The sequence below is a fragment of the Lacihabitans sp. LS3-19 genome, assembly GCF_024343575.1.
Lineage (GTDB): Bacteria > Bacteroidota > Bacteroidia > Cytophagales > Spirosomataceae > Leadbetterella.
In genome coordinates, this window is sequence record NZ_RJUA01000115.1 from 78,773 (window position 1) to 93,701 (window position 14,929).

12 protein-coding genes are annotated in these 14,929 nt (G+C 34.3%); 4 read left to right on the forward strand and 8 right to left on the reverse strand.

Annotated elements, in window-relative coordinates; all coding sequences use genetic code 11:
- Positions 1–49: 49 nt before the first annotated feature.
- On the reverse strand, positions 50–1,099 hold the full coding sequence (locus tag EGI22_RS17305) for a hypothetical protein (RefSeq protein ID WP_255069690.1): 1,050 nt from the start codon (positions 1,097–1,099) through the stop codon (positions 50–52).
- Here EGI22_RS17305 and EGI22_RS17310 point away from each other — a divergent pair.
- On the forward strand, positions 1,066–1,494 hold the full coding sequence (locus tag EGI22_RS17310) for a hypothetical protein (RefSeq protein WP_255069691.1): 429 nt from the start codon (positions 1,066–1,068) through the stop codon (positions 1,492–1,494). The genes EGI22_RS17305 and EGI22_RS17310 overlap by 34 nt on opposite strands.
- Positions 1,495–1,795: 301 nt before the next feature.
- Here the strand turns inward: EGI22_RS17310 and EGI22_RS17315 are convergent, their stop codons facing one another.
- Positions 1,796–3,673 carry a DUF5640 domain-containing protein gene (locus tag EGI22_RS17315; RefSeq protein ID WP_255069692.1) on the reverse strand — a complete coding sequence of 626 codons (1,878 nt, stop codon included), beginning with the start codon at positions 3,671–3,673 and terminating at the stop codon, positions 1,796–1,798.
- Between the two features lie 183 nt (positions 3,674–3,856).
- Here EGI22_RS17315 and EGI22_RS17320 point away from each other — a divergent pair, with 183 nt between their 5' ends.
- From EGI22_RS17320 to EGI22_RS17330, 3 genes are all read left to right on the forward strand, one after another.
- Positions 3,857–4,354 (forward strand): hypothetical protein, encoded by a 498-nt coding sequence (locus EGI22_RS17320; RefSeq protein ID WP_255069693.1) that lies wholly within the window; start codon positions 3,857–3,859, stop codon positions 4,352–4,354.
- Positions 4,355–4,470: 116 nt separating this feature from the next.
- Positions 4,471–6,357: a T9SS type A sorting domain-containing protein gene (locus EGI22_RS17325; protein ID WP_255069694.1), complete on the forward strand. Its 1,887-nt coding sequence runs from the start codon at positions 4,471–4,473 to the stop codon at positions 6,355–6,357.
- 40 nt (positions 6,358–6,397) lie between these two features.
- Positions 6,398–7,372 (forward strand): Gfo/Idh/MocA family protein, encoded by a 975-nt coding sequence (locus EGI22_RS17330; protein WP_255069695.1) that lies wholly within the window; start codon positions 6,398–6,400, stop codon positions 7,370–7,372.
- Between the two features lie 189 nt (positions 7,373–7,561).
- On the opposite strand, the gene EGI22_RS17335 is transcribed toward EGI22_RS17330, so the two are convergent.
- The 6 genes from EGI22_RS17335 to EGI22_RS17360 all read right to left on the reverse strand — a co-directional run bounded on the left by EGI22_RS17335 (position 7,562) and on the right by EGI22_RS17360 (position 14,785).
- The gene (locus EGI22_RS17335; RefSeq protein WP_255069696.1) at positions 7,562–8,089 is read right to left on the reverse strand and encodes a DUF2911 domain-containing protein; all 528 of its coding nucleotides are present in this window, start codon (positions 8,087–8,089) and stop codon (positions 7,562–7,564) included.
- Positions 8,073–10,121 carry a ComEC/Rec2 family competence protein gene (locus EGI22_RS17340; protein ID WP_255069697.1) on the reverse strand — a complete coding sequence of 683 codons (2,049 nt, stop codon included), beginning with the start codon at positions 10,119–10,121 and terminating at the stop codon, positions 8,073–8,075. The genes EGI22_RS17335 and EGI22_RS17340 overlap by 17 nt, the downstream gene beginning before the upstream one ends.
- The gene (panB, locus tag EGI22_RS17345; protein ID WP_255069698.1) at positions 10,122–10,937 is read right to left on the reverse strand and encodes a 3-methyl-2-oxobutanoate hydroxymethyltransferase; all 816 of its coding nucleotides are present in this window, start codon (positions 10,935–10,937) and stop codon (positions 10,122–10,124) included.
- A 7-nt stretch (positions 10,938–10,944) separates the two neighbouring features.
- Positions 10,945–12,240 (reverse strand): murein hydrolase activator EnvC, encoded by a 1,296-nt coding sequence (locus tag EGI22_RS17350; protein WP_255069699.1) that lies wholly within the window; start codon positions 12,238–12,240, stop codon positions 10,945–10,947.
- 15 nt (positions 12,241–12,255) lie between these two features.
- Entirely contained in the window at positions 12,256–13,008 is a 753-nt protein-coding gene (locus EGI22_RS17355; protein WP_255069700.1) for a DUF4292 domain-containing protein, read from the reverse strand.
- Between the two features lie 73 nt (positions 13,009–13,081).
- The gene (locus tag EGI22_RS17360; protein ID WP_255069701.1) at positions 13,082–14,785 is read right to left on the reverse strand and encodes a tetratricopeptide repeat protein; all 1,704 of its coding nucleotides are present in this window, start codon (positions 14,783–14,785) and stop codon (positions 13,082–13,084) included.
- Positions 14,786–14,929 lie beyond the last annotated feature (144 nt).

The following is a 14,929-nucleotide window of genomic DNA, read 5'->3' on the forward strand; positions in this document are numbered from 1 at the left end:
AGTTAGTCAATACCGCTTTTTTTAATCTTTGAATATTTAAATTTTCAGATTATTGATCAATATTTAAATCTTCAAAAATGTGTAAATTATTATCATTTGTAAGAACAAAAAGTTGATTCTCATGAACTTTTATCTCATTGATATTATAACTTCTAAGTTTGCTCGGAAACCTTATTACCTCTAAGAGTTTATGTTGCTTCATGTCAATGATTCCTACCGCCACTTCTCTTGAATTATCCTTCTCGCTATTATTAAGGCTTGTAAAATATAGTAGGTTGTTTTTTATTTCTAGTCCTTGATAATTAGGCAAGCCACCTCCTATTTCCAAATTTTCAGCTTGTAAAATACCTGAGTAGTCAATCTTTTTTATCTCAAATGTATTGGGGTCTAGTATCGTGATTTCATTGTCGTTCAATATATATATCAACTCATTCTCGAGTTTCATAGAACCTCCAATCTCGTTGGTATAATTTACCATTTTACCTGTATTGGCATCTACGGCGTAAATGCCTGATTTAGAATCATCGTAAAGAGAAAAGAATAGTTTATCTTGATATTCTATAATATCTCCATAATATCTGACATTTTCAGTTTCGAACAGTTGATTAAGATTTATATACCAAATTTGTTTATTTTCTTTTTCTGAAAAAACAGAAAATTCACCCCAGCCTTTTTGCAACAAAAATATGCCATGCAATACTTTAATGACACAAAAGTCTAGGGTTTCGAATTGTGTTTGGAGTTCACCAAACTCTGATAAAGTACTAATATTAAAATGTCTTTCCCCTAAATCATTTACTCTAGTACAAACGCCGTAAATTTTTGAATCTACGACTTTTAAAGGCTTAAAAGGTATATTGAATTCATTTAAGGTTTTACCGCTTTCAGAGTCAAAGAATACTATTCTTTGAAATTGCCAATAAGACAAAATCACTTTGGAGTTAAATTTTAAAATAAAGTGTTGAGTATTAATGGGAACCTCCCATTTTAAAATAAAGTCCTCATATTTCATCAGGTTAGAGTTATTATCAAAAGCGTATAAATCTTGACCTAATACCACTATAGATGAAACATTATTTAATTTATTTAAAAATCGCATTGTATACATTTACTTTGGTAATTTCATTTATAAAATCGTCAACCGTACTAATCACGATTGGACTTGGGAAGAAACTTTGTAATTTCCCATTCTGGAGTAAAGGTAAAAGAGCCGCCCTTCCAGATACAGATTCCAAATATGCTTTCGCCGTTTCTTTAGTCAGTTTATTCCCCTTAATTCTCCACTGCAATTTATTAAGAGACGATGTAGAAAACAAATCTCGTTCTATGAATTGGGAAACAAAAGTTGCTTCGGTGACTTTGCCAGATTCTAGTTTTGAGAATCTTTATAAAAGTATTCCAGCTATGCTAAGGCTTCTGCCTTCGTATGTGCGTATTTCGGTCTTTGACCGCCGTAACAAATGGTTCAATTTACCATTTATTTATTTCAATTAAACTTTTTCGTAAAATTAATTACTTGTTTTGTGATCCTTTAATTGATATCCGCCTTTTTTCATTTTTTAAATATCAACTCCTATTTTCTGCGGCTAATAACCGCATTTCATACATACGATGGAAATGTCTTTCGCACAGCATAGAGAGGTTTTTTTTATGGTTTTTTGTCGCTGAAATATTTTGGTAGCAGTTCCTTTACAAGAATTCTAGGGGAAAATCATTAATTGATTTTGTGAAAGAAACACTAATAGTTTATTAAATGAATACTCAAAAATATCAGGTTGAAAATTGTATTATGTTTTTAACTCTTATATAGCGGTGCCGACCAAATGCCTAGAGATTCTCCCCAGAAATACAACTTGTTATTCTCTATTTTATATGTCATATAAGCTGGTTTTCCATTGGGTATAAACATTTTAATTTGTTTATTTTCAATTACCCAGTTCCAGTTGTAGTCTATGCCATTGACACGCTGAATTGCAGTGCCGTCAGATTTAAAAGTATATGAATAATCTCCATCGCTGGTAGTCCATTTGCCAAAAAGGTTTTCATCAAGTTCCAGATTATTGACTTTGATTTTAAGTGTTAAGTCTCGGCTTCCCAAATATCCCGCCTTAGATGCTGTATTGGTCACAAGTGCAAAAAGGACACTTTTGTCGGTTTTGAGTTTCAATATGTCCTTAAGTGTGACTTTATCAATAGCTGATGCTACCAATTGCATTTTGGTTCCTACAGTCTTATAAATGGTAACTCGACTGTCTGCGTCAGTTGGTAATGTAAAAACGATATTGGCACCATCAGTAAATTTGTCATAGTTGAGGCTTACTCTGAAAATTGCCGCCGAGTAGTCTGCATAAGTTTTCTTAAATTCCTTTACCGTATCTTTTTCTGCTTTAATGTCAAACAAACCATGGTTTGAAGCAAGCCAAAAACCAGTGTTTACGTCGTCGTATACTTTTCCTTCAAGATAGTCTCTGAAAAATGAATCCCACCAGATAAATGGTGTAGTTGGACTAATGGCCTCCACAGGATGCTTATTGGCTTTTATAGATTGATATGCGGTTCTTACTAGTGCATCACCGTTTTTAACAGTCAGATATTTTACCACGGCAGACATACCGTAACCGTGTTCACCTGCATTTTCTTCAGCTCCTTTCTGAAAACCGCTAAAAGGAGCCATTTGATGGCTGTTTCTTATATTCGAAACATAGTTGGTCTGAGTGGAAAACATTTTTTCAATCCATACTGCGGTGGCCTCATCTAGCCAGAAATGTGTGTAGTTGCCCGATTTGGCTCTGCTAAAGCGATTCCTTGGGTCGTAAAACGATTGTACTAGGTGGAAAAATTCGTGCCCAGCAGTAAGTTTTAATTCATCGTCATCTTTCAAATTATCTGAGTTGAATTCCATACAGCCATAATTATATCCCAACACCGAATTGGAAGCGTAGCCATATACTCCCGCATCTAATTTTTTTATGGTAACATTCATTGGCCAGCTAGATCTACTTGAATAGGAGAATCCTAAGTTCTTGAATTTGGAATATGCCCCTTCTAGGTTACTTCCTAACTTTACTACGTTATCCTTCATTGACAAATATGGGAAATACATTTTGAAATGCCCCTCAGGAGTATCAATGGAGAAATTACCATCAAATGAAATCAGGTACATTTTTACTTTTGTCTCAGCCACTCGGCCGCTAGCATCAGTCTCGCTTATTTTTTGGTCGGTTGCAGGGAGCGTAGCTAATGTGTAGCCTGAAGAATCTACGGCAGGAAGATATTGATAGTGGATAGCGGTTTTATTAAGGCTTTTTATGAAAATTTCCTCTCCCACTGCCAAAAGCGGAATTTGTGAGGGCTGGTTAGTGTTTTTTTTGATTTTGATTTTTATGCCTTTGTTAACATTGAGTGGAAGACCTTCTAGAACAAATAATTTGGAATTTACGGAAACTAGTTCGGTTGGGGCATTCTTAACTTCACTGATCTCCAAGCTGTTTTGGCTATCAAATGCCGTGGCGGGAATTCTTACTAAAATATCTGTGGCTTCGATTGAGCCTCCTTTTTGATCAATATCAGCTGTGGCAACTGACTTTTCGGGATTAATAATATCACCAAATAGTGAGCAAGAGGCCAATATTAAAGTAAATGAAATGAGTTGTAACCAAGCTATTTTTTTCATGACAATGAGATTTTGTTGATTGTTATCAAGGTAGTATTATCATGTCTGTAATCCAATGAGTGAGTCATTGTGCAAAAGATGATTTATATCATGTATAAACCCACTTTCTATTAAAATCTGCCCAAAGTCATTTTTATTCTTTAAAAGGAAATCTAATTTTCGGTTTCAACCTTAAAAATAATCATGACGAGTTTTAGAGTAAGACCCAAGTTTAGGCACGAATGCACCTGTAAGCCTAAAGAAATTGTTGACAGAATAAATGCTAATCTGGAAACAAAACACGATTTGATCGAAGGCAAGGTGTTTCTTACACACGGCTTGTTCAGGATTATGCCTGAACATCAGCACTTTTGGTCTCCTCAGCTCAGCGTTTCCTTTGAAGAGACAGATTCCGGAACGGTAATTCGGGGTATGTATGGCCCTCATCCTACGGTCTGGGCAGTTTTTCTTTTTGGATACGCACTTTTAGGCATTGCGGCCTTTTTTATATCTATTATTGGTTTGGTTAAATTGTCTTTGCATATCGAAACCCAACTACTTTGGACTTTACCTTTTATTTTGGGTGGTGTTGTGATTTTGTACTTTATTGCCCAGACGGGACAAAAAATGGGGGTAGAGCAAACTTTCCAATTGCATCATTTTTTCGAGGAAACGATTCATGAAACCGTACACATTCATTGATTTTTATGCCATTTAATAATGTTTTTTGAATAAAATTGCCCTTCTAGGCATGAAATTTGAATTGTATTTTATCTTTTAGCTTTATTTGAAGAAATACACAATTCAATATTAGAAAGATGTTCAAGAATTATTTTTATGTTTTCCTTTTACTGGCCTATTCTTTAACCTCACTTTCGCAGGAGTTTGTTGTCAATTGGCAAAAAACGGCGGGAGGGGAAAGGAATGAACTGGCATACGGCGGAGTAGAAACTTCAGACGGTGGATTTATTTTGGTTGGCTCTACAAATAGCAAAAACTCTTTTGATGTAAAAGATTCTAAAGGATTTGATGGAACTGGAGGTAATGATTTTTGGATTGCAAAAATAAATAAAGACGGTGCTCTAGCTTGGACAAAAACATTTGGAGGTAGTAAAGACGATGTGGCTACTTCGGTAGTAAGAACTTCTAATAATGAATATTTGATATTGGGCTCAATCCAATCGACTGATGGAGATGCTTTGTATAACGGCACCAATGGTGGCTTGATGCTTATCAGGCTTAAAGAAAATGGCGATTTTGTTTCTAAACGTTTGTTTGCAGGAGGAAATGGCAATACGGGCACGACCTTCCAACAAGTCAATAGTTTTAGCAAACCTACCCTGAAATTACTCTCCAATGGTCAGCTGGTTGTAGGTGCAACTCGCTCCATCGGCGTTTCCCCGTTTTCGGGTTTTGATTTTTATGTGGCCAAGTTATCGGCTTTTGGAGATACCCTTTGGGAAAAAACATTTGGCGGTGGATTAGAAGATTACATGAACGACATCATAGAAACCTCTGATGGTGGCTTTGTAATGGTTGGAGGTACGCTTTCGCTAGAACGAGACATAACAGGAGCGGGGCAAGGTTTTTTAGATTTTTTAGCCATAAAAATAGATGGAACTGGCAGGCAACAGTGGGAGAGAGGTTATGGCGGATCAAGTTATGATGTTGCGTTTTCTGTTTTAGAAAATAATACAAAAAATGGGTTTTATATTGTAGGTGAGTCAAGTTCGAATGGGGGAAACCTTGGTAGTTCTTTGGGAGAAAAGGATGGAGTTGTAATTAAAATAAACAGTAGTGGGATTTTAACAGATAGATTTCATTTTGGTGGTTCTGACAATGACGGATTTTATAATATAATAAGAGGCGGAGATAATGTATTGTATTTGGCAGGCACGAGTCAGTCGACTATTGGAACTGTAAAACCCAAAGGGACATTGACAGATGCATGGCTTATGGCGTTGAATGAAAATACTTTTACGCCAAACTATCACAAGCTTTTGGGCGGTGCTGATATTGATTTGGCTCGTCAGGCAATATATACTTCTACAAAAGGGATATTTTTAGCATCTTCGAGCAGATCTGCCGATGGAGATTTGAACTCAAATAGAGGTCAAAGTGATTTTTGGGCTTTAAATTTGAGTTTACCGCCGCCGATTATTTTCGGCAAATTCCAGGCATTTTTAAATCCAGATGAAGAAATTGAGCTAATTTGGACGACTACATTTGAGAAAAACTCCCAATATATTTATGTGGAAAAAAGTGATGATAATAAAGCTTTTTTTCAAAAAGATGAGCAGTTTGCTGTAGGTTTTTCTGAAGGCATAGTTTCCTATAGATTTATTGATAAAAATCCAAGTTATGGACAAAACTACTATAGGCTTACTTATACAGACAATGATGGTAAAAAATATAATGGCCCTGTCGTTAGTTTCAAATTTTCACCATTGTCTTTAGAGGCTCCAATAGACCAAATAAAAATATATCCCAACCCAACAACTGACGTTGTATTTGTAGAAACTATATTAGAATCTCCTCAAATTCAACTATTTGACATTAAAGGCAATAAAATGCCATTGGTAATCAAACGTTTAGAGAATTCTAAATATCAAATTGAAATCAATAGTTTAATTCCTCCGGGTATTTATGTTTTAAGTCTTAGAAACGAAATTGCAAAACAGTCCAAAAAAATTGTGATTAAGTAGTGGTTTTGCCTTAAATTGTACCTTTATTAAAATTCTATAAATGAAAGAAACCATTAAGTGGGGAATATTAGGAGCAGGTAGAATTGCGGCCAAGTTTGCTGCAGATTTAAATAAAACCCCAGGTTGTGAATTGCTGGCAGTCGCCAGTACTTCTTTAGAAAGAGCCCAAGAATTTGCTTTGGAATATAATGGAAAACATGCGTTTGGGTCTTATCAAGAACTATTTTCTACAGAAATTGACGTGGTGTATGTTGCTACGCCGCATACTTCTCATAAAGAACACACTTTGCTTTGCTTGAATAATAATGTTGGTGTGTTGTGTGAAAAACCTTTTGCGATGAACCAAGGCGAAGTTGATGAAATGATTCAATTGGCCAAAGAGAAAGGTTTGTTTTTGATGGAAGCCATGTGGACGAGGTTTTTGCCAACTACATTGAAAGCTCAGTCGCTTATAGCTGAAGGGAAAATCGGGAATATTAAAACTATTGCAGCGGATTTTGGTTTTAAAGCAGAATTTGATCCTAAATCCAGACTTTTTGATCCTAAATTAGGTGGCGGAGCATTTTTGGATATTGGTATTTATCCAGCTTTTTTGTCATTGTTATTTTTGGATTACCCTTCTAAAATATTGGCGGCGAGTATTTTTGCTCCGACAAATACAGACGAAACTACTTCGTTTGTTTACAGATACGACAACGAATCCACGGCGGTTTTGAATTGTACTGTAAAGTCAAATACAGACTGTGAAGCCAGAATATATGGCGATATGGGTTCTATAAAACTTAATCGTAAGTTTCATATGGCCACAAGTTTAACTTTAATGGACGTTGATGGAAATGAGGTTGAGACTTTCGACTATCCTAGAGACACTTTTGGCTACAATTATGAAATTGAAGAAGTAAATAAATGCATTGCAAACAAACAAACAGAAAGCGAATTGATGCCACTTTCTTTGAGTTTAAAGCTTATTCATCTTTTGGATAAAACGCGTGAAGCTGCTACTATCGTTTATTGATTTAATTTTAATGATGGGCAACAGGAAATAGATAGTCAATATCATAACGAGCTTAAAATTAAGCCCTTATAGGGTTTTTGTATTGCAGGGTTTTATTTTTATTATAATAATTTCACCCTTCGAGGTTTCTGATTATTAACTAATTAATAAAACGTAACTTTTAAAATAGTCTGACGCTATTAATGTATTTTAATGAATAGGAATAATCAATTCGGTATTTTCCCAGTTTAGGGTAAATTCAATTAAATCATTCTCCTTTTCTATTAATTTTATAGTGAGTTGTTCGGTAGCTTGTATTGTTTTACCAGCTTCTACTTTAAACCTCAAGTAATCTTTGGTTTCGTCGTAATTGGTTCCCCATTGTCCTGTTTCATTATTGAGGATTATGGTCCAGTATTTTTCTCCAGGGATAGTCCAAAGGCTATATTTTCCAGCTTTAACTTTCTTTTTGCCAAAGCTACAAAGTCGTGAGAAACTTATGGTTGTGGACTCATTGGCACCAGTTCGCCAAACGGTTTCGTAAGGCACCAATTCGCCAAAAACTTTCCGATCTTTCATGAGTGGCCTGCAATAACCGACATTTACTTTTAGGTCTTTGCTCCCTTTGGCTTCAAGTTTTTCATAAGGACTATGACTTTTGGTATAGGTTCTGATGCCATAAAGTGCCAAAACTAAAACGCCTATAACTATAAAAATAATGTTAATTGCTTTCTTCATGATTAAAATTTATGGTTTTTGAGCCTGTATCGTACAAAACTATCATTTTTTTTGCTTTAGTGGAAGCTTCTTCTTTTAATTTGTCAACCACCCATTTTTTGTTAGAGCCGTCAATGATTATTGTCCCATCAAAATTTTCTAATCCTTTCAAGTTTTTCAAGGAATTTTCGGACGAAACCAAATAATTGAAGTTTTCTTTTGAAGGTTCACTATTTTCAATTCTTAGCACTTCAAAATGCTCTAGATTGTTTTGAATTAGGGCGTTTTGATCATCACTTAAACTTTTTGTTTTAAATTGATTTATGCCTTTGGCGTCATAATAGTTTTTTAAATGAAATTGATAAATCAAAGGTTCGTGGCAAAGAGAATCCGATGCTATAAATGTAGCTGAACGTCCTTCAATTATAGAAATACCAGAACCGTTCGGAATAAAATGAAAAGTTATTTCTTTTTGTTTACTCTGCTGAAATAGTGAATAAGAGCCTTTTATAGCCAAAATAGCTATTAGGGTAGATGCAATTTTTAGATACAAGACTTCTCTTTTTTTGAAAAATAGTAATATTGCACTTATCACAATATAAAGTAAAATCACTGTCAAAACAGAAATCGAGAAGCCTTTAGTTAGAGCATTTGGCAATTCTGCAATGAAGAAAATGCAGGCATTGAGTGCATTTATTAGCCATTTTAGTAATAAACCCAAGAAACTTCCTAAAAGAGGAATTTTGAATAGAATTATACTTAATAATCCTAAAGGAATTAATATGGAGGAAACTATGGAAACTACGGGGTTAGAAAGTAGAAAGTAATTGGGGAATTGATGGAAATAGTAAATAGAAAGTGGAACTGTAAGGATTTGTGCCGAAATAGAAACAGCAGAAATTTCCCAAATCCAACGCAATGGCTTCCACTTGATTTCGAATAGATTTCGGAATTTTGGATAAATAATTAAAATGCCTAAAACAGCTAAATAAGATAGTTGGAAGCCAACTTCATATATCCAATTGGGAACAATTAAAAGCAAAATAATGGCTGAAAGCAATAAAGTATTTACGGGATTATTGTCTCGTTTTATGAAAACGCCGATTTGAATCATCGAGAACATCAATGTAGATCTGCATACACTTGCACTCAAACCTGTAAATACAGCGTAAGACCAAAGAGAAACTAATATCAAAAACAAAAAGAGCGGTTTGTCTTTGTTTACAAAAAGTCCAAAGAAAGCATTTATGACAAAGAATAGAATTGCCACATGCATACCAGAGACTGCCAAAACATGAATTGCACCAGTTGCAGAATACCATTGTTTTGTCTCAAAATCTAACTCTGCTTTCATACCGCCAATCATCGCTTCGGCCACACCCATTTGTTTTGGGTTATCTAATATTTGTTTGAAAACAGTATGTGTGTAAACATTTAGTTTATTGCCATAGTACAAAATACCTTTGTGGGGTGATACGCCTGCGTTTACAAAATCGCCATCTCGTAAGAAATGGTGCGTGTAAATATTTCTGCGGGCTTGGTAGGTTTTATAATCAAACTCTAAAGGGTTTTTAGGAGGCTCAATTTCTCTAAAACTATTTTTAATTATAAAAACTTCACCGAATTTTGGCATTGTACCAGCTTCCTTATTGAAATAGAGCATGGTTTTTCCACTAGCTTTTTTCCATAAGCTGTCTTTTTTTACAGCAAATATTTCTGCGGTTACTTTATAGGTTTTGGGTTTGGTCTCTGTGTAAGAATCAATCACTGCCATATAATTCTCAAAACCATCCATTTTTGTAATATGGTCAGGATTGTTTTTTTGGTTATAAAAATAATAACTTAAAAAACCCAAGCCTAAAAATAAAAAAGGAACAGAATGACGAAAAAATCTTAGTTTTTTTGATAGAAAAGAGATTCCTCCAAGAAATGATATTGTACCTAAAAAAACACAAATCTCTAAAAGGCTCGGGTGAAACCTTTCTGAAAGATATATGCCTAAAACCAGCAGGACAAAATATCGCAGGGTCGGTATGGATTTAAGTGGGAACAATTAATATGATTCTTGTTTGCTCGGGAAGTCGCCCGATTTTACGTCCGTGATATAATTGGTAAATGCAGTGTCCATAATTGTTGCCAAGTCGGCGTAGCGTCTTAAAAACCTCGGTGAAAAGTCTTTGTTTATTCCCAACATGTCATGTATAACTAATATTTGGCCATCGCAGCCATTTCCAGCTCCTATTCCAATGGTTGGGATTTCTAGCGATTGGCTTACTTCAGTTGCTAATTTCGCAGGAATTTTTTCTAAAACTACCGCAAAACAACCCAATTCTTGAAGGAGTTTGGTGTTGTCTCTCAATTGTTGAGCCTCTTCTGTTTCTTTGGCTCTTACTGTATATGTGCCGAATTTGTAAATAGATTGCGGCGTTAGACCTAAATGGCCCATTACGGGTATACCTGCACTCAATACTCTGGCTATAGATTCTTCGATTTCTTTTCCTCCTTCCATTTTTACAGCATGTGCACCAGATTCTTTCATGATTTTGATGGCTGATCTAAGGGCTTCTTCAGAGTTACCTTGGTAGCTTCCAAAAGGTAAATCAACAACTACCAAAGCTCTTTTTACGGCTCTGATTACTCCCTGGGCGTGGTATATCATTTGGTCGAGCGTAATAGGGAGTGTCGTTTGATGGCCAGCCATTACGTTAGATGCTGAGTCGCCTACTAATATAACCTCAATTCCAGCTGCATCCACAAGTGTTGCCATAGAAAAATCATAGGCCGTTAAGCAAACAATTTTCTCATTTTTGGTTTTTAAATCTTTCAGGGTGTTTGTTGTTACCCTTTTTATTTCTGAATGTATCGACATAGTATTATTATTTAGAGCCGAGCCAAGGCTCAGGGTTTAGTTTGTCAAAATTGTGCCAAATCTGAAAATTTATCTCTGGACTTCCGTCTTTATAGGCCACAGTGCCTATCTGCTGCCTTATATCTACTTTTTGGTTTATGCTGACGTTTACCTGTTCGAGGTTAGCGTAGACTGTATAGTAATCCCCATGTTGGATAGCTACTACATTATTAAGCCCAGGAATTTCTGAGATATCTAGAACAATACCCTCATATACCGCAGAAACCGGTGCATTTGCCTCCGATTGTATATCAATGCCGTTGTTATCTATTTTTAAGTTTTTAAGTACAGGATGATTTTTTACGCCAAACTTATCTGAAACAAAACCATTTACAGGCCACGGGAGTCTAGATTTTTGTTTTCCAAAATTTGAATTAGCAATTATTTCAACTTTTTCAGGTAAAATATCTTTTTCAGAATCTACGGCCTTTTCTGTTCTATTTTTTTTGTTGGCAGCTTTTCTATCAGCCAACATTTTCTTCTCTCTTTCCGCTATTTCTTTTTGTCTTTCAGTTCTGGAGGCGGGCACTTTTCTAGCACTTTTTTCTTTGGCTATTGCATTGGCAATCACTGAGTTTAGGCTAGATAATGCTGCTCTGGATTTTTCTAATTCACTTTTTAACTCGCCTTCTTTTTCACTAAGATTTCCAACTATTAGTGTTTGCTTTTCTTTAAGGGCTTCTAAGCTTTTGTTTTCTATTTTGACAACATTTATGAGATTTTGCTGCGTCATTTTTTTGTCTAACAGCTTTCTTTGGCGTTCTTTTAGCATTTCGCCAATTTTCTTGATTTGAAGTAATTGCGTTTTTCGGCTTTCAGTATATTGTTCTAAATATTTATACCTCATAAATAAATCAGAAAATGACGTAGCAGAAAACAGGAAACCCATTTTGGTGAGTTTACTACTATTTTTTGATTCTCTATAAATAGTTTCAGAATATTCGGTTTGGAGAGCTTTAAGTTGCTTGAAAAGGTCATTTTGTGCCTTTTCTATTTCTACCATTTCTAATTTTATAAGCTCAATATCTTCCTTAGCAAGCTCTATTTTTTTTTGTTGGTTTTCTATTTGCTTATTTATGGCTTTTATTTCTCCTATCGAACTTTGTTTTTCCTTAAGGGTTTGACTCAATATTTTTTTTACTTGAGCTATTTTTTTAAGGTTTTGTTTTTTTTCATATTCTAATTTCGTTCTACTTTTTTGACTTTGTGCCAAAGCAGAAAAAGCTATAAAGAATGTGAAAACTATTAGGATTATTTTTCTCATAATTAGACCTAATTTTTAGAAATTAGGGATTTTTTCAAGTTTATATCCTTTAGGGATATTAAAAGGAAAACGAATATTTCTGTCTAAAAAATCGAATTTTGTATGTTCAAATTCGATTTTAGCCTCGTTTTTACCTAAAATTAATAAAGAAATGATAGTTGGCACAAGTTTATTATCTTCTATTATAAAACTTTTGTAATCAATATTTAGCTTTGTTTCAGTTTTTTTATCTTCGGCTTCTATATAATAGAGCTTATTTTTATTTAAATCGAATCGATTTTCAATGGATACATCATTTCTACTTTGAATTATAGAATTGAACTCATTTTTTTTGAAATATACATCATTGGTATCTAAAGCTACAGGTAAATTGCCTACCAAAAGGGATTGTATCATTTTAAAATCTATTTCAAAATCAAACTGTTTGCTAAGTTCGACAAAACTCACTTTGTAATAATTCCTGTTTAGTCTGTCTAATAAAAACAATGTGTCTGGGTTAATACTAACACGGGCCGCTTCCAATCCCATGGCTATTGATATCCAAATTACACTGTCTTTTTTTACATGGATTGTGGCAGGTATGGTTTGGTTTATTTTTTCTGTTTTGAGCGTTATTTTTGATTTTATTTTTAGTTTTTCAAAATCAACATCCTCAGTTTCAAAATACACTTTTTCTGTCTTTAGGGGCTCGGTTATAGCGACTGTGTCTATTTTAACTACAACGGAATCGCTTACAGTGGAGCCCAATATTACTGTGTTTTTTTTCATTTTATGGCTTCTACAAGAAGCTAAAAATAGCAAAGGGATACCTAAAATTAATAATTTAAGGTTAATGTTCATTTTATTCAATAATGGTTTTTTGTCCTATTTTGTTTTCAAGTTTTTTGTTGGATTTTGTAATATTATATGCTTTCTGCCAATAGTTTACAGCGTTTTCAGTTTGCCCAAGTTTAAATAAAATGTCGCCCTTGTGCTCTAGGATTAACTCACTTGGTTTATCTGTTTTTGATAGGGCTATATCTATAGTTTCATTGGCTTTTTTATAATCGTCATTTTTGAAGAATACCCAAGCTTTGGTGTCATAATTGGCTGGATTTGAAGGATAAAGTTTGGTAAGGTTTTCTGCTAATTCGAGTGCTTTAGAAATGTCTTTTTTGGTATTCGCTAAAAGCAGGCTATAATTATTAAGTGCTTGTTCATTTTTTGGATTTTCATTTAAAACTTCCTCAAAGATTAAAGTCGCTTTTTGGTCTTTTCCTTGTAAACCATATATTTCGGCTATGTTGGCTTTTATGTGTTGAGCTAGCTCTTTGTTATTAGCATTGATAGCTTGTGCTTCTTCAAAAGATATCATGGCATCATCGTAAACTTTGGTTTGCATTTGTCCAAATCCTAAATGGTACCAGAAATACGCTTGATTAGGATAATATTCAAGTGCTTTTTCTGCATGTTTTACCAAATCGCTATATAGTGAAAGTTTTACATCTAACTCAATTATAGCCAGCCAAGCCTCAAATATTCCACTGTCGTATTTAACAGCTTGAAGATAGGCATCTCTACCCGCTTGTATTTGATTACTTTTTATTAATACGTCCCCTTTGTAGACATAAGTTCGGGCTTCTTTTGGGTGTTGAGCACTTAGTTGATTGCAAAAATCCAATGCATTTTTAAGGTCTTCCTCTCCATAGTTTTTTATTGTAGAAAAATACGCCCCTAACACATTGGCTTTCAGGGCAAAAGGTAATGATGACTGTGCCAATACGGCTTTTAATACATCACTAGTGCCTTGTTTATCATTTTGTTTGGCATAAGATTCCGCTAGTATTCCATAAGCATCCACAAAATTTTCGTTTTCGTCTATAGCGTTTTTGAGTAATTGCGTAGCCTCAGAAAACCTATTATTGCTGATCATTATTTTGGCTTGTTGCAAAACATACTCAGGGTCTTCTTTTACCATTTTTTTACCTACTTTGAGGGCGGCATCTACTTTGTTTTGCTTAAGAAATATGGCTTGTTTTGCTTCAGTTATTTTCTCTGAAGGCCCCATATTTTTTTCCATTTCATCCAATGTTTTAATCGCATCGGATTCTTTTCCTAAAATCAAATAGGTGTCCACTAAAAGGAGATAACCCTCAACATAGTTTGGATTAAGTTTTATCGCTTTTTTAAGAGAGCTTTCTGCTTCTTTATATTGATTGGTTTTAAATTGTAAATTAGCTAGATGTTGAATAAAAAAGAAATTGTCTTTTTCTTCATCTACAGCTTTTTTTGCTGAATTTAGGGCTAATTCCAGTTTGTCTAATGCGAGTTCAGTTTTAGATAACATGAAGCTATTGGTGGCTGATTCCCCAAAAGCAATAAGGTTGTTTTTGAAAATTTCTTCCGCTTTTTTGAAATCTTCAATCAAAAAATACTTCATGCCATCTGAAAACGATTGCTCAGCTTTTAATTCTTTTGCCTGAATTTTCTGGTCTTGTGGCTCATCAACAGCAGCCTGAGAGAAAGCGGTAAAAGAAATAAAAAGTATAAAAATGAGTATTCGCATTGGATATATGTTAGTTTGAATAAAAACCAGTATTTTTAATTAAGAATTTTAAATTATTTTTGTTTGATTTTTTAAAACTTCAAGAAAACGTAAATTTCAGTATTTTGTTACAAAAAATCAATTAATGAACCCTTTATAATATTT

Coding starts and splice junctions, on each gene's coding strand:
- EGI22_RS17310 (WP_255069691.1), top strand. CDS start 1,066: ATGAAACATTATTTAATTTATTTAAAAATCGCATTGTATACATTTACT.
- EGI22_RS17305 (WP_255069690.1), bottom strand. CDS start 1,099: ATGCGATTTTTAAATAAATTAAATAATGTTTCATCTATAGTGGTATTA.
- EGI22_RS17315 (WP_255069692.1), bottom strand. CDS start 3,673: ATGAAAAAAATAGCTTGGTTACAACTCATTTCATTTACTTTAATATTG.
- EGI22_RS17320 (WP_255069693.1), top strand. CDS start 3,857: ATGACGAGTTTTAGAGTAAGACCCAAGTTTAGGCACGAATGCACCTGT.
- EGI22_RS17325 (WP_255069694.1), top strand. CDS start 4,471: ATGTTCAAGAATTATTTTTATGTTTTCCTTTTACTGGCCTATTCTTTA.
- EGI22_RS17330 (WP_255069695.1), top strand. CDS start 6,398: ATGAAAGAAACCATTAAGTGGGGAATATTAGGAGCAGGTAGAATTGCG.
- EGI22_RS17335 (WP_255069696.1), bottom strand. CDS start 8,089: ATGAAGAAAGCAATTAACATTATTTTTATAGTTATAGGCGTTTTAGTT.
- panB (WP_255069698.1), bottom strand. CDS start 10,937: ATGTCGATACATTCAGAAATAAAAAGGGTAACAACAAACACCCTGAAA.
- EGI22_RS17350 (WP_255069699.1), bottom strand. CDS start 12,240: ATGAGAAAAATAATCCTAATAGTTTTCACATTCTTTATAGCTTTTTCT.
- EGI22_RS17355 (WP_255069700.1), bottom strand. CDS start 13,008: ATGAAAAAAAACACAGTAATATTGGGCTCCACTGTAAGCGATTCCGTT.
- EGI22_RS17360 (WP_255069701.1), bottom strand. CDS start 14,785: ATGCGAATACTCATTTTTATACTTTTTATTTCTTTTACCGCTTTCTCT.